The organism is Streptomyces adustus, from assembly GCF_009377175.1.
GTDB lineage: Bacteria > Actinomycetota > Actinomycetes > Streptomycetales > Streptomycetaceae > Streptomyces > Streptomyces adustus.
Genome location: NZ_VJZD01000008.1, coordinates 1 through 20,595, shown reverse-complemented (window position 1 = coordinate 20,595; position 20,595 = coordinate 1). Strand labels below are relative to the sequence as shown.

Genomic DNA, 20,595 nt, shown 5'->3' with positions numbered 1-20,595 from the left:
CGCGGGACGAGAGCCTATGTACGACGAAGAGAACCGACCGGCGCCCGGTCCCCTCGCGGGCTTCACCGTGGGTGTGACGGCCGCGCGGCGGGCCGACGAACTCGGCGCGCTCCTGCGGCGCCGCGGGGCCGCCGTGCTGCACGCCCCGGCGCTGCGCATCGTGCCCCTCGCCGACGACGGTGAACTCCTGGCGTCGACGAAGCAGTTGATCGACCAGGCGCCGGACGTGGTGGTGGCCACCACCGCCATCGGCTTTCGCGGCTGGGTCGAGGCCGCCGACGGCTGGGGCCTGGGCGAGTCGCTGATCGAGCGGCTGCGCGAGGTGGAACTGCTGGCGCGCGGGCCCAAGGTCAAGGGAGCCGTCCGGGCCGCCGGGCTGACCGAGGACTGGTCGCCGTCGAGCGAGTCGATGGCGGAGGTGCTCGACCGGCTCCTGGAGGAGGGGGTCGACGGGCGCAGGGTCGCGGTACAGCTGCACGGTGAGCCGGTGCCGGGGTTCGTGGAGGCGCTGCGGGCCGCGGGCGCCGAGGTCGTCGGGGTCCCGGTGTACCGCTGGATGCCGCCCGAGGACCTTGCGCCCCTCGACCGGCTGCTGGACGCCACCGTCTCGCGCGGACTGGACGCGGTCACCTTCACCAGCGCCCCGGCCGCCGCGTCCCTGCTCTCGCGCGCCGAGGACCGCGGGCTGCTGCCCGAACTGCTCGCCGCACTCCACCACGACGTGCTGGTGGCCTGCGTCGGGCCGGTCACCGCGCTGCCGTTGCAGGCCCGGGGCATCGACACGGTCCAGCCCGAACGCTTCCGGCTCGGGCCGCTCGTCCAGCTGCTCTGCCAGGAACTGCCCGGCCGGGCAAGGGCGTTGCCGATCGCGGGGCACCGGGTGGAGATCCGCGGGCACGCGGTGCTGGTGGACGGGGACCTCAAGCCCGTACCGCCGGCGGGCATGTCCCTGCTGCGGGTGCTGTCCCGGCGCCCCGGCTGGGTGGTCGCCCGCTCGGAACTGCTGCGCGCGCTGCCCGGCGCGGGCCGGGACGAGCACGCGGTGGAGACGGCGATGGCCCGCCTGCGTACGGCTCTCGGCGTGCCGAAGCTGATCCAGACGGTGGTCAAGCGCGGCTACCGGCTGGCCCTGGACCCGGCGGCGGACGCGAAGTACGCGGACGCGTAGAGCGGACCCCGGGGGCCTTGCGCGGCGCGGGAGGCGACGAGGGGTTCCGGGGGAGCGCACGGGCGGGCACTGTGGGAGGGAACGGTTCTCCCGGCCCTCCCTCCGGGACTCCACCGGGGTTCCGCCAGGGTTTCCCGAGGATCCGGTGGATCCGGCGGAGAGTGCACCGGAACCCACCGGCCCCGTCCCCCGCGGGGCAACCCCTAGGCGGTGACAGGCACATGGCACTGGGTACGGCCACAGCCCCGTACGAGATGCGGTTCGATGCCGGGCGGATCTGTCTGGATCTCCTCGCGACCACCCACCCCGGCGAACGCCTCGACTCCCTCCCGGCGTTGTGCGCCTGGATCATCCGCGCCGGACTGGTACCGCCGGGCACCCCGCTGGCGCACGCCGACGCGTCCTGGCCGGCCGCGTTCCGCGAACTGCGTTCACACACCGCGTGGTTGGTAAGCGGTTGCCTCGGCGCCCACGCCCGCTCGCACGGCGATGGCGACGCCTCGTCCCCGGACCGCGCGTTGACACGCGTCAACGAGTTCGCCCGGGCCGCGCCGCCGGTCTCGCGCGCCGTCCGCGCCGAGGACGGCACCCTCGTAAAGGAGTTGGCCGGTCCGCCGGAGTGCGCGGCGCTGCTCGCCGCGGTCGCCAGGGACTGTGTGGAACTGCTCACAGACCCGCTCGCGCGGGCGGGTCTGCGACAGTGCGAGGGAGACAACTGCCCGATCGTCTACCTGGACACCTCGCGGGGGCGCAGAAGGCGTTGGTGCTCCAGCGAGGTGTGCGGGAACCGCGAGAGAGTGGCCCGCCATCGTCGTCGAGCGGCCCTCGCCCAGGCCTGAGTGTCGCCTTTGCGGCTTCTGCGGTGATGGGGAAAGGGAATTGACGAAGTGATTTCGATAACACTTCGTTTGCTTCCGGCGTGGCGCGGGCAGTTGAAGCGATCTTGCTCCCGTGGGGGAAATGTAAAGATCGTGCAGGAGGAATGTGCGCTCATGTCCGTCACGTCATGCCACCGCGAAGAAAACTGACGCCAAGGTTTGAACATCCTGCGACCCGCGTCCGTACCCATCGGCGAGCGACCGACTGGGGGAACCCCCGGACATCGGAGGTGGGCGTGCGCAAGGATTCCGTCGTGGCCAATGAACGTGGACCGAGGGCCCGGCATCGCATGTCCCAGCCCTCGGAGCCTGATGAGGAGCTGATGCGTGCCCTGTATCGGGAGCACGCCGGACCTCTCCTTGCGTATGTCCTGAGGCTGGTTGCCGGCGACCGGCAGCGTGCCGAGGACGTCGTGCAGGAGACACTCATCCGTGCCTGGAAGAACGCCGGTCAGCTCAACCGTGCGACCGGATCGGTACGCCCCTGGCTGGTGACGGTCGCGCGTCGCATCGTCATCGACGGCCACCGCAGCCGGCAGGCCCGGCCGCAGGAGGTCGATCCGTCGCCGCTGGAGGTCATCCCCGCGGAGGACGAGATCGACAAGGCGCTGTGGTTGATGACGCTGTCGGACGCGCTGGACGACCTGACCCCCGCCCACCGGGAGGTACTGGTCGAGACCTATTTCAAGGGGCGTACGGTCAATGAGGCGGCCGAGACCCTGGGGATACCCAGCGGCACGGTCCGCTCGCGGGTCTTCTATGCCCTGCGGTCGATGAAGCTGGCACTGGAGGAGCGGGGGGTGACGGCGTGATGAGCGTATACGGGGGGTTCGGAACGGGCGGTTCGGGTATGTCTGGCCCTATGCAGGGAACACCGGCCCCGAACGAGCACGAGACCGTCGGCGCCTACGCCCTCGGGATTCTTGACGACGCCGAAGCAACCGCTTTCGAATCCCATCTCGCGACCTGTGAATGGTGTGCCCAGCAGCTGGAAGAGCTCGCCGGGATGGAGCCGATGCTGGCCGCCCTCGCGGACCTGCCCGGGGCCGGCACTCCCGCGATCGGCGAATCCCTGTCCGCGATGCCCAGCCCGCGGCTGGCGGAGAAGCTCGTCGACGAGGTCGCCGAGCGTCGCGCGGCCAAGCGCCGGCGCGGCTTCTACCTGGTGGCGGCCGCGGCCGCGCTGATCGTCGGCGGCCCGCTGACGGTGCTCGCGGCGACCGGCGGCTCGGACTCCGGCACGAACAACACGGCGGCCGGCCCGGCGCAGGCCGCCTTCCAGACCATGTCCGACAAGAAGTCGGCCACGGACCCGACGACGCATGTCACCGCGACCGTGGCTGTGGAGAAGAAGGACTGGGGTACCCACGCCGTCCTCCAGCTCAAGAACGTCAGCGGACCGGAGAAGTGCTCGCTGATCGCCGTCGGCAAGAACGGCGAGCGCGAGACCGTGACCTCCTGGTCCGTGCCGAACTGGGGCTACGGCCTGGCCGACGCCAAGACCGAGACCGCGAAGAACCCGCTGTACGTCCACGGCGGTGCCGCCTTCACCCCCAACCAGATCGACCACTTCGAAGTGATGACCTTCGACGGCAAGCGGTTGGTGGAGGTGGACGCGTAACTTCCCGGGCGGGGTCCCCTTCGCGTACGGTTGACGGCTGCCCAGCACGTCAGAAGGGGGCCCGGTGGCCGCTCAGGCTCAACAGGAAACCGCGGTCGGTTCGGTCCACGGCGAAACGCACGACTCCGTACGGGACCGGGAGATCGGCATCGAGCAGGTACACCTGGATCAGGTGTACCGCAGGCTCGAGGAGAAGATCCACGAGGCCGAGTTCCTCATGAACGACGCGGCCAAGCGCGGCCAGGTCGGCACGCCCGGCGCGCTCGCCGAGCGGGACGCGCAGGTCTTCCGGGCGGGGGTGCACCTCAACCGGCTCAACAACGAGTTCGAGGACTTCCTCTTCGGCCGGATCGACCTGCTGCGCGGCAAGGACGGCAAGAAGGGGCCCGACGGCGCCTACACGGCCGTCGAGCCCGCCGAGGGAGCCGTCCGCGAGGACAACACCGCCGACATCGCCGAGACCCTCCACATCGGCCGCATCGGTGTCCTCGACCAGGACTACTCGCCGCTGGTCATCGACTGGCGGGCCCCCGCGGCCGCGCCGTTCTACCGCTCCACCCCGGTCGACCCCGGCCGGGTGGTGCGGCGCCGGGTCATCCGCTCCAAGGGCCGCCGCGTCCTCGGCGTCGAGGACGACCTGATGCGCCCCGAGCTGACCGCCTTCCTGGACGGCGAGCGGCTGCCCGTCATCGGCGACGGCGCGCTCATGGCCGCGCTCGGCCAGGCCCGCAGCCACACCATGCGGGACATCGTCGCCTCCATCCAGGCCGAGCAGGACCTGGTGATCCGCGCCCCCGCCGCCTCCGTGACCTACGTCGAGGGCGGCCCCGGCACCGGCAAGACCGCCGTCGCCCTGCACCGCGCGGCCTACCTCCTCTACCAGGACCGCCGCCGCTACGCGGGCGGCATCCTGATCGTCTCGCCCACGCCCCTGCTGGTGGCGTACACCGAGGGCGTCCTGCCGTCCCTCGGCGAGGAGGGCCAGGTCGCCATCCGGGCGATCGGCTCCCTGGTCGACGGCGCGGAGGCCACCCTGTACGACTCCCCGGCGGTGGCCCGCGCCAAGGGCTCGTACCGGATGCTGAAGGTGCTGCGCAAGGCGGCACGGGGGGCGCTGGAGACCAAGGACACGCCGACCCGGCTGCGCGTCGTCGCCTTCGGCCGGCGGCTGGAGCTGGAGGCCGACCGGCTGGAGCGCATCCGCAACAACGCCCTCGGCGGCACCGCGCCCGTCAACCTGCTGCGCCCGCGGGCCCGCAAGCTGCTGCTGGACGCCCTGTGGGAGCAGTCCGGCGCGGCCGGCCGGCACTCCGACCCCGAGCTGGCCGCCGAGTTGCGCTCCTCCTTCGACGAGGACGTGACCTCCGAGGACAGCTTCATCGGGTTCCTGGACGCATGGTGGCCCGAGCTGGCCCCGCGGTCGGTGCTGGCGGCGATGGCCGACGAGCGGCGGCTGGGGCGCTGGGCGCGGCGGATCCTCAACCCCGGCGAGGTGCGCCGGGTCGCCCGCTCCCTCGGCCGGGACGGCCTGTCCGTGCACGACGTGGCCATGCTGGACGAACTCGAAGCCGTCCTCGGCGCCCCGGTCCGCCCCCGCAAGCGGCGCGAGCTGGACCCGCTCGACCAGCTCACCGGTCTGGAGGAGCTGATGCCCGTACGCGAGGAGACGCAGCGCGAGCGGGCCGAGCGGCTGGCGCAGGAGCGCACCGAGTACGCGCACGTCATCGTCGACGAGGCGCAGGACCTCACGCCGATGCAGTGGCGCATGGTGGGCCGGCGCGGCCGGCACGCCACCTGGACGATCGTCGGCGACCCGGCGCAGTCGTCCTGGTCCGACCCCGACGAGGCGGCCGAGGCCCGCGACGAGGCCCTGGGCACCCGTCCGCGCCGCCGTTTCCAGCTGACGGTGAACTACCGCAACCCGGCCGAGATCGCCGAGCTGGCCGCCAAGGTGCTCGCGCTCGCCATGCCCGGCTCCGTCTCCCCGTCCGCCGTGCGCTCCACGGGGGTGGAGCCGCGCTTCGTGGCGACGAACCAGGCTCAGGGCGCCGCCGGTCGGAACCCGCTCGCGGAGACCGTTCGCGAGGAGGCCGCCCGGCTGCTCGACCGGGTCGACGGCACGGTCGGCGTGGTCGTCGCCATGAACCGCCGCGAGGAGGCCAGGCGCTGGCTCGCCGGGCTCGGCGACCGGGTGGTGGCCCTGGGCAGCCTGGAGGCCAAGGGACTGGAGTACGACGCGACGGTCGTGGTGTCGCCCGCGGAGATCGCGGACGAGTCACCGGCCGGGCTGCGAGTGCTGTACGTCGCACTGACCCGGGCCACCCAGCAGCTCACGGTCGTCTCGGCCGGCCGGGACGAGCCGGACGAAGCGGGAGTGCCGGACCTGCTCAGGGACTGAACCCGGCGGGCGCTCCGGGGCCGGTCCGACCGGCCCCGGAGCACCCGGGTGCGGCCGTCCGGGGGCGATTCCGGTGAAACCTCGGGCTGTTTCCTGTGAACTCCGCGCACGGGAATGGTCTGGCCCGATCCGTTTGTTAGCCTGGGTGTGACACCGGCTCGATCCAAGCCCCCGGGCCCAACCTTCGTCGCCACGAGCGACCACTTGCCGCGAGGCGAGCATGGCGGGTCGGTGTCATGAACGTAGGAAGAGGCCCACATCACCTTGTGATGTGGGCCTCTTTCTTTGCCTGCCACTTCTCGTACTGTGGAAGTCGTCTTCCGAAGCCGGCACCGAGCCGCGAACAATACGTCCGCAATCCGGGGCGACTACCGCGTACTCGGGGGTAGGTGCGACGATCGGACGGCATTAGCGAAGCGACACGGTGAAAGCAGAAGGAAGTCGGCCATGGCAACGGCGCCCAGCGTCTCCTACTCGATGACGATCCGGCTGGAGGTGCCCGCGAGCGGAACGGCCGTCTCGCAGCTCACCAACGTCGTGGAGTCCTCCGGAGGCTCGGTGACCGGCCTCGACGTCACCGCCTCCGGACACGAGAAGCTCCGTATCGACGTCACGATCGCGGCCAGCTCGACCGCGCACGCCGACGAGATCGTCGAGAAGCTCCGCGGCATCGAGGGCGTCACCCTCGGCAAGGTCTCCGACCGTACGTTCCTGATGCACCTCGGCGGCAAGATCGAGATGCAGTCCAAGCACCCCATCCGCAACCGTGACGACCTGTCCATGATCTACACCCCGGGTGTGGCCCGGGTGTGCATGGCGATCGCGGAGAACCCCGAGGACGCGCGCCGCCTCACCATCAAGCGCAATTCCGTTGCGGTCGTGACGGACGGCTCCGCGGTACTGGGCCTCGGCAACATCGGCCCGAAGGCCGCGCTGCCGGTGATGGAGGGCAAGGCGGCCCTGTTCAAGCGGTTCGCCGGCATCGACGCCTGGCCGCTGTGCCTGGACACCCAGGACACCGACGCGATCGTCGAGATCGTCAAGGCGATCGCCCCCGGCTTCGCGGGCATCAACCTGGAGGACATCTCCGCGCCCCGCTGCTTCGAGATCGAGGCCCGGCTGCGCGAGGCCCTCGACATCCCCGTCTTCCACGACGACCAGCACGGCACCGCGATCGTCGTCCTCGCCTCCCTGACGAACGCCCTGCGTGTGGTGGGCAAGGGCATCGAGAACGTACGCGTCGTCATGTCGGGCGCGGGCGCGGCCGGCACGGCCATCCTCAAGCTGCTGATCGCCGCGGGCGTCAAGAACGCCGTCGTCGCCGACATCCACGGCGTCGTGCACGCCGGCCGCGAGGACCTGGTGGACGCCGCGGCCGACTCGCCGCTGCGCTGGATCGCCGACAACACCAACCCCGAGGGCCTCGTCGGCACCCTCAGGGAGGCCGTGCGCGGCGCCGACGTCTTCATCGGCGTCTCCGCCCCGAACGTCCTCGACGGCGACGACGTGGCCGCGATGGCCGACAACGCCATCGTGTTCGCTCTCGCGAATCCGGACCCCGAGGTCGACCCGGCAATCGCCCGTCAGACCGCGGCAGTTGTGGCCACCGGCCGCTCCGACTTCCCCAACCAGATCAACAACGTGCTGGTCTTCCCGGGCGTCTTCCGCGGACTGCTGGACGCGCAGTCCCGGACGGTCAACACCGAGATGATGCTCGCGGCCGCGAAGGCCCTCGCCGACGTGGTGACCGAGGACGAGCTGAACCCGAACTACATCATCCCGAGCGTGTTCAACGACAAGGTCGCGGGCGCGGTCGCGGGCGCGGTCCGGGAGGCCGCGAAGGCCGCGGGCGCGTCGGTCTCGTAGGCTCGGCGAAGGCGTGGGACCCGGCCTGTGAGGGCGTTGTGACGATTGCCACGGTCGGGTTTCGCCCCGGCGCGTCGCGGAACCGGGTCCACCGACAGCCCTCTATCGTGACGGCCGGGCTCGGTCCCCACATTTCGTGTGACTCCCAAGGGTGTTCTCACGACTGCTGGGGGTGCCGGATTGGCTTTCCCGCCGCAGGTGGGGGCAGGATGCGTCTCTGGGCGCGAGGGTTCTGACGACGGACCCGGGTCCGGGGTATGTCCGAGGACCCTGGCAGCATCGAGTTCGCTGTGCCCAACTATGCGGCTCCGCCGCGTGGCACGCCTCAACGGCAAGAAGAACACGGGAGTAACAACATGAACCGCAGTGAGCTGGTGGCCGCGCTGGCCGACCGTGCCGAGGTGACCCGCAAGGACGCCGACGCCGTGCTGGCCGCGTTCGCCGAGGTCGTCGGCGACATCGTCTCCAAGGGCGACGAGAAGGTCACCATCCCCGGCTTCCTGACCTTCGAGCGCACCCACCGTGCCGCTCGCACCGCCCGCAACCCGCAGACCGGCGACCCGATCCAGATCCCGGCCGGGTACAGCGTGAAGGTCTCCGCGGGCAGCAAGCTCAAGGAAGCCGCGAAGGGCAAGTAAGCCAGTCGCAGGGCGGCAGGCCCGAAGGGCTGCTGCGCCCGCGCCGGAGCCCCGGGACGGCATGGACGTCCGGGGCCCGCGCCCCGGGACGACACGCACGTCCGAGGCGACCGAGTGACGCCAATGGGGCGGCCCCCGAGACCGGGGGCCGCCCCATCGGCGTATCTACGGCCGTGGACGCTGGCCGAGCGCCTTGCCCGGCAGCTCGACCTTCGCGCCCAGCTCCACGAGCTTCTCCATGCTGTGTCCGTCCGGGGGGCGACCCCCGGACCCCCAGCCGGAGGGGCGTTGCCCGGGCCGGAGCGGAAGGGCTGGGGTCAGCCGAGCGCCTTGCCCGGCAGCTCGACCTTCGCGCCCAGCTCCACGAGCTTCTCCATGAAGTTCTCGTAGCCGCGGTTGATCAGGTCGATGCCGTGCACGCGGGACGTGCCCTGCGCCGCCAGGGCGGCGATGAGGTACGAGAACCCGCCGCGCAGGTCGGGGATGACCAGGTCGGCGCCCTGGAGCTTGGTGGGTCCCGAGACGACCGCGGAGTGCAGGAAGTTGCGCTGGCCGAAGCGGCAGTCGGAGCCGCCCAGGCACTCGCGGTAGAGCTGGATGTGAGCGCCCATCTGGTTCAGGGCGGAGGTGAAGCCCAGCCGGGACTCGTAGACCGTCTCGTGGACGATGGACAGGCCGGTGGCCTGCGTCAGCGCGACCACCAGGGGCTGCTGCCAGTCCGTCTGGAAGCCGGGGTGCACGTCCGTCTCCAGGGCGATGGACTTCAGCTGGCCGCCCGGGTGCCAGAAGCGGATGCCCTCGTCGTCGATCTCGAACGCGCCCCCCACCTTCCGGTAGGTGTTGAGGAACGTCATCATCGAGCGCTGCTGGGCCCCGCGGACGTAGATGTTGCCCTCGGTGGCCAGCGCCGCGGACGCCCACGAGGCGGCCTCCAGGCGGTCCGACAGGGCCGCGTGGGTGTAGCCGCCGAGCGAGTCCACACCGGTGATGCGGATCGTGCGGTCGGTGTCCATCGCGATGATCGCGCCCATCTTCTGCAGCACGCAGATGAGGTCCTCGATCTCGGGCTCCACCGCCGCGTTCGACAGCTCGGTGACGCCCTCCGCGAGCACCGCCGTCAGCAGCACCTGCTCGGTCGCGCCCACGGACGGGTACGGCAGCCGGATCTTCGTGCCGCGCAGCCGCGTCGGCGCCTCCAGGTACTGGCCGTCCTCGCGCTTCTCGATCCGCGCGCCGAACTGCCGCAGCACCTCGAAGTGGAAGTCGATGGGCCGCCCGCCGATGTCGCAGCCGCCCAGGCCCGGGATGAACGCGTGCCCCAGTCGGTGCAGCAGCGGGCCGCAGAACAGGATCGGGATACGGCTGGAACCCGCGTGGGCGTCGATGTCGGCGACGTTCGCGCTCTCCACGTGCGACGGGTCCAGCACCAGCTCGCCCGGCTCCTCACCGGGGCGGACCGTCACGCCGTGCAGCTGGAGCAGACCGCGCACGACCCGCACGTCACGGATGTCGGGAACATTGCGCAGACGGCTCGGCTCGCTGCCCAGCAGCGCGGCGACCATGGCCTTCGGTACGAGGTTCTTCGCACCGCGGACACGGATCTCGCCCTCCAGCGGGGTTCCGCCGTGGACAAGCAGGACATCGTCGTTGACGGTCATGTATCTCGCGTTCCGATGAGTTGGGCCAGTGGAGATGAGACAGAGTAATCGCCGCGTACCCCTCTCCCGTAAGCCCAGGCACCGCCCAGCCAGGTCATAGCTGTGTCACAACACGAACCGTTCCCAATCGGACACATGGGGTCACCGTCCCGGCCGTGCGCGTGGGATGCGTCCGTGCGCCCTGAGCTGCCTTCACTCCCGTGCCCCGATTGGCTCCCCATGCGGCGGGCGGATGCGGGATCATGTCTGGCATGACCGAGGTGTCCTCGCTCACAGGGCGGCTGCTCGTGGCGACGCCCGCCCTGGCGGACCCGAACTTCGACCGTGCGGTCGTGCTCCTTCTCGACCACGACGAGGAGGGCTCCCTCGGCGTCGTCCTCAACCGTCCGACGCCGGTGGGGGTGCGCGACATCCTGGAGGGCTGGGCCGATCTGGCCGGCGAGCCCGGTGTGGTCTTCCAGGGCGGCCCGGTCTCCCTGGACTCGGCGCTGGGCGTCGCGGTGATCCCGGGCGGCGGCTCGGCGGCGGCGCCGCTGGGCTGGCGGCGGGTGCACGGCGCGATCGGGCTGGTGGACCTGGAGGCCCCGCCGGAGCTGCTCGCCTCGGCCCTCGGCTCCCTGCGGATCTTCGCCGGTTACGCCGGCTGGGGCCCCGGTCAGCTGGAGGACGAACTGGTCGAGGGCGCCTGGTACGTCGTCGAGTCCGAACCGGGCGACGTCTCCTCCCCGGCCCCCGAGCGGCTCTGGCGCGAGGTCCTGCGCCGCCAGCGCAACGAACTGGCGATGGTGGCCACGTATCCGGACGACCCGTCGCTCAACTGATGCGCGGGAGCTTCAGTACCCTTGGGCCTATGAGCACTCTCGAGCCCGAGCGCGGGACTGGTACGGGAACCCTCGTAGAGCCGACGCCACAGGTGTCCCACGGCGACGGCGACCACGAGCGCTTCGCCCACTACGTCCAGAAGGACAAGATCATGGCGAGCGCCCTCGACGGGACCCCCGTCGTAGCGCTGTGCGGCAAGGTCTGGGTGCCGGGCCGCGACCCGAAGAAGTACCCGGTGTGCCCCATGTGCAAGGAGATCTACGACTCCATGGGCGCCGGCGGCGACGGCAAGGGCGGCGACGGCAAGAAGTAGCCCGCGGTCCGCAGGGTCCCCCTCGGACGTTCGGAAGGCCCCTGAGGCGCATGGTGCGCCCCGGGGGCCTTCGCCATGTGGTCACGGATTGGTTCAGACCTCTTGTGGGGATGTCCGCGATGTCCCTAGCCTCAGCGGTGTTGTGCATCGCGAAACCGCCGTTGCATATGTTGCAGCGACCGCCGAAGGGTTCATCGTGAAACCGTCCGCCCGGAGTACCGGTCCACGCGGCGCGGCACGCTTCGGGCCGGGCCGCGGGAATTCGGCCACGGCTTCCACCGGAGTCTGGGACGGTCGCTTTTTCCCGCCGCGATCACCGTGATCCCATTCCGGGGTCCCGGCGACCCGAATCCGCCTCCGCTTCCGCGTCGCCCCCGCTTCCGGAGCCCGGTCCGCTTCCGCGGCCGGGCCGGGTCGCCGGACATCGGCACTCGGGTCCGCGCGACCACCGGGAACGGCCCGGGAACAGCCCCGGAACGGCCCGGGAACGGTCCCGGAAAGCCGTGCGGAGACCCGGCGGGGACCGCGTTCGGCCATGCGCGGCGAACCCTGTCCGATTCCCCCGGCGGGCCCTCTTCCCGGCCGCCCGGCCGGATGTCGCGGCGGCTTCGGCAATGCCGGCGATTCCGGTGCGGATCTTCCTCGGATCTTCCTCGTACTCGTACAGCGACGACCGGTCCCGGGCCGGGCGGAGCGGTAAAGGACTGATGTGACAGACGTGATGGGACTTATTCCGGCGCCCCGGCACATTTCCCGGAACCCCTCGGGCCGCGGGCGGCTCGGCAGGGCGACGCGCCTGGTCGCGGGGCCCGGCACCGAGGGTGTCGCGCGCTGGCTGCGGGCGACGGTCGGGGCGGCGACCGGCCTGCCCCTCGCGGAGGGCGGGGGCGCGGACGACGCCGGGGGCCGCATCGTGCTGAGTGTCGATCCGGCGCTGCCCGCGGAGCACTATCGCCTGGTCGTCGACGGCTCGCAGTGCCGTGTCCAGGGCGGCGACGCGGCCGGCGTCCTGTGGGCCGCGCAGACCCTGCGCCAACTCCTGGGCCCCGACGCGTTCCGCCGGGCGCCGGTGCGGCCGGAGCGGGAGTGGGACCTTCCGGCGGTCACCGTCGAGGACGGCCCGCGCTTCCGCTGGCGCGGACTCATGCTCGACGTGGCCCGGCACTTCATGCCCAAGGAAGGCGTGCTGCGTTATCTCGATCTGATGGCCGCGCACAAACTCAACGTCTTCCACTTCCACCTGACGGACGATCAGGGCTGGCGTGTGGAGATCAAGAAGTATCCGAGGCTGACGGAGACGGGTTCCTGGCGCGCACGCACGAAATTCGGTCACCGGGCCTCCCCGCTGTGGGAGGAGAAGCCGCACGGTGGCCACTACACGCAGGACGACATCCGGGAGATCGTCGCCTACGCCGCCGAGCGGCATATCACCGTCGTCCCCGAAATCGACGTGCCCGGACACTCGCAGGCCGCCATCGCCGCGTATCCGGAACTCGGCAACACCGATGTCGTCGACACGTCCGCCCTCACGGTCTGGGACAACTGGGGGATCTCCCCGAACGTACTCGCCCCCACCGACAACACACTGCGCTTCTACGAGGGTGTGTTCGAGGAACTGCTCGAACTGTTCCCGTCGGAGTTCGTCCACGTCGGCGGTGACGAATGCCTCAAGGACCAGTGGCGGCGGTCGCCCACCGCGCAGGCCCGCATCGCCGAACTCGGGCTCGCCGACGAGGACGGACTCCAGGCCTGGTTCGTCGGGCACTTCGCCGACTGGCTGGCCGCGCGCGGACGCCGGCTCATCGGCTGGGACGAGATCCTGGAGGGCGGTCTGGCCCCGGGCGCGGCCGTGTCCTCGTGGCGCGGCTACGCGGGCGGGGTCGCCGCCGCGCAGGCGGGCCACGACGTCGTGATGTGCCCCGAGCAGCAGGTCTACCTGGACTACCGGCAGCACGCCGGAGCGGACGAGCCCGTCCCGATCGGATATGTCCGCACCCTTGAGGACGTCTATCGCTTCGAACCCGTTCCGGAGCAGCTGACGCCGGAGCAGGCGCGGCACGTGCTGGGCACCCAGGCCAACGTGTGGACCGAGGCGATGGAGGACCACGCCCGGGTGGACTACCAGACGTTCCCGCGGCTCGCGGCGTTCGCCGAGGTCGCCTGGGGCCGGCTGCCCGTCCCGGCGGACCGGGACTTCGCCGGCTTCGAGCGGCGCATGGCCGTCCACTACCGGCGGCTGGACGCCCTCGGCGTCGCCTACCGCCCGCCCGCCGGTCCGCACCCCTGGCAGCGCCGCCCCGGCGTCGCGGGCCGCCCGCTGGACGGGCCGCCGCCCAGCCGGTAGCGCACGGTGCCGGACCGTTCGCGCGTCGCGGTCGGGAACGGGCTCCGCCGCGGGCGCGGGGCCGCCCCGAACAGGTCACGGAAAAGCGGCGCAAGAGTCACCGAAGAGTGTCAATCGGCGTGCACCGGAGATGCCGTACGAAACCAGGCTATCTCTCCGGTGAGGTGGGCGAATGCCTCCTAGCGGACCCCTGCGTTCGGGCCCTGCGAAGATGTGCCAGAGTTGCCACGTCCGCCCTGTCAGCACGTACCGTACGGCAGCACAGGTGGGACCAGGTGGGACCCAAGAGGGGCAGCGGGAAGGGGCAGCCGGTTTGACCACGCACGCACCGCAGGCGGCGCAGGCCGTGACGCTGCCCACGACGTTGGACGAGGCCGTGGCGGCGCTCTCCGCCATGCCCACGGCCGTGCCCGTCGCAGGCGGCACCGACCTCATGGCCGCGGTCAACTCCGGCCAGCTCAGACCGGCCGGTCTGGTCGGCCTCGGCCGGATCAGCGAGATCCGCGGCTGGCAGTACCAGGACGGGCACGCGCTGCTCGGCGCGGGCCTGACCCACGCCCGGATGGGCCGTCCCGACTTCGCCGCGCTCATCCCGGCGCTCGCCGCCGCGGCACGCGCCGCGGGCCCGCCGCACATCCGCAACGCGGGCACCCTCGGCGGCAACATCGCCTCGGCCTCGCCCACCGGCGACGCCCTGCCGGTGCTCGCCGCCCTGGAGGCGACGCTGATCATCGCCGGTCCCGGCGGGGCGCGCCGCGAGATGCCCGTGTCGCACCTGCTGGCGGGCATGGAGATGCTGCGCGCCGGCGAACTCATCGGCTACGTGCGCGTGCCGCTGCTGCACGCCCCGCAGGTCTTCCTGAAGGCGACCGGCCGCACCGGCCCGGGCCGCGCCACCGCGTCCGTCGCGCTGGTCCTGGACCCCGCCCGGCGCGGTGTCCGGTGCGCCGTCGGAGCCATAGCGCCGATGCCGCTGCGGCCCCTGGAGGCCGAGCAGTGGGTCGCCCGGCTCATCGACTGGGACAACAACCGCACGATCGTCCCGGAGGCGCTGCACGCCTTCGGCGAGTACGTCGCCGCGGCCTGCATCCCGGACCCGGCGCCGGAGGTGGACGGTTCCGTGCCGCAGCTTCCGCCCGCCGTACTGCACCTGCGGCGCACCGTCGCCGCGCTGGCCCGGCGAGCACTGGGGAGGGCGCTGTCGTGAGCGACGACCAGCACGGACAGGACACCCCCAGGGGCGGCGGCCGCTGGGACCCGCTGCCCCAGGGCGACTACGACGACGGGGCCACCGCCTTCGTGAAGCTGCCCGAGGGCGGCATCGAGGCCCTGCTGGCCGGACGCGGCGACAGCCCGCTGGCCGCGCCCGGTCACGGATACGTCCCGCCGCAGATCTCGGCCACCTCCCCGGACGCGCCGACCGACCCGGCCGCCACCGGCGGCTGGGCGGCGCCCGCGGACGCCGGCCGCTGGCCCGAGCCCGACGCCATGCCCCAGCAGGCCGGCGCGAGCGACCGGTTCACCTACCACCCCGGCTCCACCGGCCAGTGGAACTTCGAGGACCCCGCGGCCGCCGGAGCGGCCGAGTCCGCCGCGGCTCCCGGCCACGACGTGACGGGCCGCTGGTCGATCCCCGTCGCCACCGGCGACCTGCCGGACGAGTCCGGCGAGTTCACCACCTCGGCGCTGGTGGAGCAGTGGGGCGGCAACCCGCCCGCCACCCTGCCCGGCGGCGCGCCCGCCCCCTGGGCCACCGACACCACCGGCGCGGCCGGGGAGCCGTGGGGTCAGCAGGCGCTCGCGCAGCCCCAGGGCGGACCGCACACCGAACCGCGCATCGACGCGCACACCCAGGCGCACGCGGAGCCGTACGCGCCCGCTCAGGCCGCTCCCGAGGCCGTCGAGGCCCCGGAGGGCGTCGGCGCACCCGAGGACGTCCACGAGGCCCCTGGGGCGTACGAGGAGGCCGCCGAGGCCGACGCGCCCCCCGGGGACGCGGCGCCCGCGGACCACCCGGAGACCGACGCCCCGCAGGACGACGCCTCCGCGCCGGACGACGAACCCGCCGTACCGTTCCACGACGACCACCCCCTCGCCTCCTACGTCCTGCGCGTCAACGGCACCGAGCGTCCCGTCGCGGGCGCCTGGATCGGCGAGTCGCTGCTGTACGTGCTGCGCGAACGGCTCGGCCTCGCGGGCGCCAAGGACGGCTGCTCGCAGGGCGAGTGCGGGGCCTGCAACGTCCAGGTCGACGGCCGGCTCGTCGCCTCCTGCCTGGTCCCCGCCGTCACCGCCGCCGGCAGCGAGGTCCGTACGGTCGAGGGCCTGGCCGTCGACGGACGGCCCTCGGACGTGCAGCGGGCGCTCGCCAGGTGCGGAGCCGTGCAGTGCGGTTTCTGCGTGCCCGGCATGGCGATGACCCTGCACGACCTCCTGGAGGGCAACCCCGCCCCGACCGACCTGGAGGCCCGCCAGGCCCTGTGCGGCAACCTGTGCCGGTGCTCCGGATACCGGGGCGTCCTCAACGCCGTGCACGAGGTGGTCGCCGAGCGCGACGCGCTCGCCGCCGCCGAGGCGGAGGCCGAGGCCGAGCCGGACGCGCCCGAGGCGCGCATCCCGCACCAGGCCGGACCGGGCGCGGGCAGCGTCAACCCGGCCGCGTTCGACCTGCCGGGCGTCCCCGGCATCCCCGGTAGCCCGGGTCCGCACGACGGTACGTACGGCCAGGACGGAGGCCAGGCGTGAGCAACGAAGCCGCCACCGCGACCACTGCCGCGGAGGCAGCCCCCGCCCCCGAGCCGATCCCGCACGGTCTCGGCGCCTCCCTGCGGCCCGCCGACGCGCGCGCCAAGACCGAGGGCACGTTCCCGTACGCCGCCGACCTGTGGGCCGAGGGCCTGCTGTGGGCGGCCGTGCTGCGCTCCCCGCACCCGCACGCGCGCATCGTCTCCATCGACACCAGCCACGCGCGCGAGATGCCCGGCGTACGGGCCGTCGTCACGCACGAGGAAGTCCCCGGCAGCGCGCTGTACGGCCGCGGCAGGGCCGACCGGCCGGTGTTCGCCTCCGAGGTCGTACGCCACCACGGCGAGCCCATCGCCGCCGTCGCCGCCGACCACCCCGACACCGCGCGGATGGCCGCGGCCGCCGTCATCGTCGAGTACGAGGTGCACGAGCCGGTCATCGACCCCGAGCTGGCGTTCGAGGCGGAGGCCCTGCACCCGGACGGCAACCTGATCCGCCACATCCCGCTGCGCCACGGCGACGCGGACGCGGTCGGCGAGGTCGTCGTCGAGGGCCAGTACCGCATCGGCCGCCAGGACCCCGCGCCCATCGGCGCCGAGGCCGGCCTCGCCGTGCCCCGGCCCGACGGCGGCGTCGAGCTCTACCTCGCCTCCACCGACCCGCACGCCGACCGTGACATCGCCGCCGCCTGCTACGGCCTCGAACCGGAACGCGTCAAGATCGTCGTCACCGGTGTGCCCGGCGCCACCGCCGACCGCGAGGACCAGGGCTTCCAGCTCCCGCTGGGCCTGCTGGCACTGAAGACCGGCTGCCCGGTGAAGCTGACGGCGACGCGCGAGGAGTCCTTCCTCGGACACGTCCACCGCCACCCCACCCTGCTGCGCTACCGCCACCACGCCGACGCCGAGGGCCGGCTGGTGAAGGTCGAGGCACAGATCCTGCTCGACGCGGGCGCCTACGCCGACACCTCCTCCGAGGCCCTGGCCGCCGCCGTCTCCTTCGCCTGCGGCCCCTACGTCGTCCCGAACGCCTTCATCGAGGGCTGGGCGGTGCGCACCAACAACCCGCCCTCCGGCCACGTCCGCGGCGAGGGCGCCATGCAGGTCTGCGCCGCCTACGAGGCGCAGATGGACAAGCTCGCGAAGAAGCTCGGCCTCGACCCGGCCGAGGTGCGCCTGCGCAACGCCCTGGCCACCGGGGACATCCTGCCCACCGGCCAGAGCGTGACCTGCCCGGCGCCGGTCGCCGAACTGCTCCAGGCGGTGCAGGAGTTCCCGCTCCCGCCGCTGCCCAAGGACACCCCCGAGGACGAGTGGCTGCTGCCCGGCGGCCCTGAGGGCGCGGGCGAACCCGGCGCCGTGCGCCGGGGCGTGGGCTACGGCCTCGGCATGGTGCACATGCTCGGCGCGGAGGGCGCCGACGAGGTCTCCACCGCGACCGTGAAGGTCCACGACGGCGTCGCGACCGTGCTGTGCGCGGCCGTGGAGTCCGGCCAGGGCTTCACCACCCTGGCCCGCCAGATCGTCCAGGAGACCCTCGGCATCGACGAGGTGCACGTGGCGCCGGTCGACACCGACCAGCCGCCCGCGGGCCCCGGCTGCCGGGGCCGGCACACCTGGGTGTCGGGCGGCGCGGTCGAACGGGCCGCCAAGATGGTCCGTACGCAGCTCCTCCAGCCCCTGGCGCACAAGTTCGGCATGTCCACCGAGCTCCTCCAGATCACCGACGGCAAGATCACGTCGTACGACGGGGTGCTGTCCACCACCGTCAGCGAGGCCCTGGAGGGCAAGGAGCTGTGGGCCACGGCCCAGTGCCGCCCCCACCCGACCGAGCCGCTCGACGAGTCCGGACAGGGCGACGCCTTCGTGGGCCTCGCCTTCTGCGCGATCCGCGCGGTCGTCGACGTGGACATCGAACTCGGCTCGGTACGGGTCGTGGAGCTGGCCGTCGCCCAGGACGTCGGCCGGGTCCTGAACCCGATACAGCTCGCGGCGCGCATCGAGGCGGGCGTCACCCAGGGCGTCGGCATCGCCCTCACCGAGAACCTGCGCACCCCGCGCGGCCTGGTCCGCCATCCGGACCTCACCGGCTACGCCCTGCCCACCGCGCTGGACGCGCCCGACATCCGGATCGTCAAGCTCGTCGAGGAGCGGGACGTGGTCGCGCCCTTCGGGGCGAAGGCCGTCAGCGCGGTACCCGTCGTGACGTCCCCCGCGGCGATCGCCTCCGCGGTGCGGGCCGCCACGGGCCGCCCGGTCAACCGGCTGCCGATCCGCCCGCAGGCGGCTGTGGTGACCGCGCAGTGACCGCCCCCGAGCAGCCCGAACCCCCGCGCTACGAGCCGGCGCCCGGGGTGGGCAAACTGCTGATGTGGGTCCTGCTGTTCGTCCTGGCCGCGGTGGTCGTGGTGCTGGGCGGGGTGTACTTCACCTGAGGCTTCAGGCGCTGAGGCTTTGAGGCGCTGGGATCTTCAGGCTCCGAGCGCCGAGCGCCGAGCCCGGCCGCGCTGTGCGCGCGAGCCGGGCTTCCGCGTTGCGCTTCCCATGGCCCTGCCACCCGCCTGCCGCCCGCCAGTTGCCCCTCGGGAAACCGGTGCGGGTGATTTCGGCGGGACGGGAACGCACGGGTGGGACCCGGCGTCTTTCTCACCGGGTCCGTTGTCAGTGGTGCCGCGTAGTGTCCTGGGCAGTGGGACGGCGCGCCCGCGGGGCCGGTCCACCAGGGGACTGCGGGACAGCGGCACTTCGACAGCGACTGCACGCACGGGGGCATGATGAGCACGACCGACACCGCCGGGACCGCGGTGATCACCTTCACCGAGGACGAACTGGATCCCTACGTCACCCACGCGCCGACGCGCCGCTGGCTGAGCGGCCCCGGCCTGCCCGTCGACGGCGACCTGCTGTCCTTCGCCGCGCTGCGCACGGACGGCCTGCGCACGGTCGCCGACTCCACAGGCACTCCCGACCGGCTGACCACGGAGCTGCGCGACCGGCTGGTCATCGGCGGGATCCTGGGCGCGGACGGCCGCGAGACCGAGTCGCTCCTGCTCGACGGCGCGACCGGCGCGATCTCGACGACGTACTTCCTGCACGACCGCCCCGACCTGATGGACAGTCGCCCGCTGGCCCCCTCGCTGGAGAAGCTGGTGCGCTTCGCCGCGGCGGCGGACGAACTGGCGGCCCTGCGCGGACAGTTCGCCTCGTACGCGGGACGCCTCGGCCCCCGGGCGGCGGCGCAGGCCGCACAACACCTGCTCGCGCTGTTCGAGGAGGGCACGGACGGCGACCCGGGCCCCTTCTGGCGGATGACCGCGGTGATCCGGCCCCTGTCCCTGGTGGCGGGCCCGGGGACGACGTCCGGGCTCGCCCTGGACCTGCCGTCCCGCCTGCTGGACGAGGCGTTCGGCGCGGGCCGGGTCGCCCGCTTCGAGGAGGTCGACTTCCCGCCCGCGCTCACCCACGAGCCGACCCGCCGCTTCCTGCGGGAGGCGGGCCTGCCGGAGGACGGCTACTGGTTCGCGCTGGACACGGAGGTGCCGCCGGCCTCCCTCGCCGAGTACCACGCCGTCGAGCGGGAGGAGGCCGGGCCGGCCGCCGACCGTCTCCCGGCCGACGCCGACCGGCTGATCCGCCTCGGCAACCTTCTGGAGGACACCAGCCTGGTCGTCGACGGCGCCACCGGCACGGTCCTGTGCTGGAGCGAACCCGACGCCACCCTGCGCCCCCTCAACGCCGACGTCTCCACGCTCGCCTTCACCCTCTGGCTGATCAACCGCGAGAAGTCCCTGGACGCGGTCCACGCCCTCACCGACGCCTACGGTCAACTGGCCGACACGATGTCCCGCACCCTCGCCCACGCCGACCCCCTCGCCTGCGACCCGACCCCGACCACCGCCACGGACGACGGCCGCCGCTACTGGCCGGAGGCCTTCGGCGACGAGGCGGGCGGGGGCCTGTACGCATGAGGAAGGGCGACACCCCCGAGGGTGCCGCCCTTTCGTTCTGCCTGGTCGGGCAGGTGGAGGCCATGGCGGGATTCGAACCCACGTAACTCGCTTTGCAGGCGAGCCCCTGAACCACTCGGGCACACGGCCGGGTCGGTGGAGGCTTTGGTCCTCCGGTCCGAACTCGATGTGATGACC

Annotated in this window: 16 protein-coding genes and 1 tRNA gene; 15 read left to right on the top strand and 2 right to left on the bottom strand. The window is 72.6% G+C overall.

Annotation, left to right across the window (positions count from 1 at the left end):
- The first annotated feature begins 16 nt into the window (after positions 1 to 16).
- The 7 genes from FNH09_RS03570 to FNH09_RS03540 all read left to right on the top strand — a co-directional run bounded on the left by FNH09_RS03570 (position 17) and on the right by FNH09_RS03540 (position 8,569).
- Positions 17 to 1,168 (top strand): uroporphyrinogen-III synthase, encoded by a 1,152-nt coding sequence (locus tag FNH09_RS03570; RefSeq protein ID WP_152885062.1) that lies wholly within the window; start codon positions 17 to 19, stop codon positions 1,166 to 1,168.
- 221 nt (positions 1,169 to 1,389) lie between these two features.
- Positions 1,390 to 2,007 carry a CGNR zinc finger domain-containing protein gene (locus FNH09_RS03565; RefSeq protein WP_152885060.1) on the top strand — a complete coding sequence of 206 codons (618 nt, stop codon included), beginning with the start codon at positions 1,390 to 1,392 and terminating at the stop codon, positions 2,005 to 2,007.
- A 329-nt stretch (positions 2,008 to 2,336) separates the two neighbouring features.
- The gene (locus FNH09_RS03560) at positions 2,337 to 2,858 is read left to right on the top strand and encodes a sigma-70 family RNA polymerase sigma factor (RefSeq protein ID WP_010039908.1); all 522 of its coding nucleotides are present in this window, start codon (positions 2,337 to 2,339) and stop codon (positions 2,856 to 2,858) included.
- Positions 2,858 to 3,667, top strand: coding sequence for an anti-sigma factor family protein (locus tag FNH09_RS03555; protein WP_375978091.1), 810 nt, complete (start codon positions 2,858 to 2,860; stop codon positions 3,665 to 3,667). Before FNH09_RS03560 ends, FNH09_RS03555 begins: the two co-directional genes overlap by 1 nt.
- Before the next feature lie 64 nt (positions 3,668 to 3,731).
- Positions 3,732 to 6,065, top strand: coding sequence for a UvrD-helicase domain-containing protein (locus tag FNH09_RS03550; RefSeq protein WP_162468061.1), 2,334 nt, complete (start codon positions 3,732 to 3,734; stop codon positions 6,063 to 6,065).
- 447 nt (positions 6,066 to 6,512) lie between these two features.
- Positions 6,513 to 7,931, top strand: a complete 1,419-nt coding sequence (locus FNH09_RS03545; protein WP_152885054.1) for an NAD-dependent malic enzyme — start codon at positions 6,513 to 6,515, stop codon at positions 7,929 to 7,931.
- A gap of 356 nt (positions 7,932 to 8,287) precedes the next feature.
- Positions 8,288 to 8,569, top strand: coding sequence for an HU family DNA-binding protein (locus FNH09_RS03540; protein ID WP_004000874.1), 282 nt, complete (start codon positions 8,288 to 8,290; stop codon positions 8,567 to 8,569).
- A 317-nt stretch (positions 8,570 to 8,886) separates the two neighbouring features.
- Here FNH09_RS03540 and murA read toward each other — a convergent pair whose 3' ends face one another.
- Positions 8,887 to 10,227, bottom strand: coding sequence for a UDP-N-acetylglucosamine 1-carboxyvinyltransferase (murA, locus tag FNH09_RS03535; RefSeq protein ID WP_152885052.1), 1,341 nt, complete (start codon positions 10,225 to 10,227; stop codon positions 8,887 to 8,889).
- Positions 10,228 to 10,478: 251 nt separating this feature from the next.
- Here murA and FNH09_RS03530 point away from each other — a divergent pair, with 251 nt between their 5' ends.
- The 8 genes from FNH09_RS03530 to FNH09_RS03500 all read left to right on the top strand — a co-directional run bounded on the left by FNH09_RS03530 (position 10,479) and on the right by FNH09_RS03500 (position 20,418).
- Positions 10,479 to 11,048, top strand: coding sequence for a YqgE/AlgH family protein (locus FNH09_RS03530; RefSeq protein WP_152885050.1), 570 nt, complete (start codon positions 10,479 to 10,481; stop codon positions 11,046 to 11,048).
- Positions 11,049 to 11,077: 29 nt separating this feature from the next.
- A complete protein-coding gene (locus FNH09_RS03525; protein WP_152885047.1) occupies positions 11,078 to 11,362 on the top strand; it encodes a DUF3039 domain-containing protein in 285 nt (94 codons plus the stop codon).
- A 721-nt stretch (positions 11,363 to 12,083) separates the two neighbouring features.
- Positions 12,084 to 13,706, top strand: coding sequence for a beta-N-acetylhexosaminidase (locus tag FNH09_RS03520; RefSeq protein WP_152885045.1), 1,623 nt, complete (start codon positions 12,084 to 12,086; stop codon positions 13,704 to 13,706).
- Between the two features lie 313 nt (positions 13,707 to 14,019).
- Positions 14,020 to 14,913: an FAD binding domain-containing protein gene (locus FNH09_RS03515; protein ID WP_152885043.1), complete on the top strand. Its 894-nt coding sequence runs from the start codon at positions 14,020 to 14,022 to the stop codon at positions 14,911 to 14,913.
- Complete coding sequence (locus tag FNH09_RS03510; RefSeq protein ID WP_162468060.1) at positions 14,910 to 16,451, top strand: 2Fe-2S iron-sulfur cluster-binding protein; 1,542 nt, start codon at positions 14,910 to 14,912, stop codon at positions 16,449 to 16,451. Before FNH09_RS03515 ends, FNH09_RS03510 begins: the two co-directional genes overlap by 4 nt.
- Positions 16,448 to 18,757: a molybdopterin cofactor-binding domain-containing protein gene (locus FNH09_RS03505; protein ID WP_162468059.1), complete on the top strand. Its 2,310-nt coding sequence runs from the start codon at positions 16,448 to 16,450 to the stop codon at positions 18,755 to 18,757. Before FNH09_RS03510 ends, FNH09_RS03505 begins: the two co-directional genes overlap by 4 nt.
- Positions 18,754 to 18,885, top strand: a complete 132-nt coding sequence (locus FNH09_RS49440) for a hypothetical protein (protein WP_274390200.1) — start codon at positions 18,754 to 18,756, stop codon at positions 18,883 to 18,885. Before FNH09_RS03505 ends, FNH09_RS49440 begins: the two co-directional genes overlap by 4 nt.
- Positions 18,886 to 19,224: 339 nt before the next feature.
- The gene (locus FNH09_RS03500) at positions 19,225 to 20,418 is read left to right on the top strand and encodes an SUKH-4 family immunity protein (protein ID WP_152885133.1); all 1,194 of its coding nucleotides are present in this window, start codon (positions 19,225 to 19,227) and stop codon (positions 20,416 to 20,418) included.
- Between the two features lie 54 nt (positions 20,419 to 20,472).
- Here the strand turns inward: FNH09_RS03500 and FNH09_RS03495 are convergent.
- Positions 20,473 to 20,547, bottom strand: a tRNA-Cys gene (locus FNH09_RS03495).
- Positions 20,548 to 20,595: the final 48 nt, after the last annotated feature.

Excerpts from the sequence above, each read along its gene's own strand:
- FNH09_RS03560 (WP_010039908.1), top strand. The coding sequence starts at position 2,337 with ATGTCCCAGCCCTCGGAGCCTGATGAGGAGCTGATGCGTGCCCTGTAT.
- FNH09_RS03565 (WP_152885060.1), top strand. The coding sequence starts at position 1,390 with ATGGCACTGGGTACGGCCACAGCCCCGTACGAGATGCGGTTCGATGCC.
- FNH09_RS03520 (WP_152885045.1), top strand. The coding sequence starts at position 12,084 with ATGGGACTTATTCCGGCGCCCCGGCACATTTCCCGGAACCCCTCGGGC.
- FNH09_RS03530 (WP_152885050.1), top strand. The coding sequence starts at position 10,479 with ATGACCGAGGTGTCCTCGCTCACAGGGCGGCTGCTCGTGGCGACGCCC.
- FNH09_RS03525 (WP_152885047.1), top strand. The coding sequence starts at position 11,078 with ATGAGCACTCTCGAGCCCGAGCGCGGGACTGGTACGGGAACCCTCGTA.
- FNH09_RS03570 (WP_152885062.1), top strand. The coding sequence starts at position 17 with ATGTACGACGAAGAGAACCGACCGGCGCCCGGTCCCCTCGCGGGCTTC.
- FNH09_RS03555 (WP_375978091.1), top strand. The coding sequence starts at position 2,858 with ATGAGCGTATACGGGGGGTTCGGAACGGGCGGTTCGGGTATGTCTGGC.
- FNH09_RS03500 (WP_152885133.1), top strand. The coding sequence starts at position 19,225 with ATGAGCACGACCGACACCGCCGGGACCGCGGTGATCACCTTCACCGAG.
- murA (WP_152885052.1), bottom strand. The coding sequence starts at position 10,227 with ATGACCGTCAACGACGATGTCCTGCTTGTCCACGGCGGAACCCCGCTG.
- FNH09_RS03545 (WP_152885054.1), top strand. The coding sequence starts at position 6,513 with ATGGCAACGGCGCCCAGCGTCTCCTACTCGATGACGATCCGGCTGGAG.
- FNH09_RS03540 (WP_004000874.1), top strand. The coding sequence starts at position 8,288 with ATGAACCGCAGTGAGCTGGTGGCCGCGCTGGCCGACCGTGCCGAGGTG.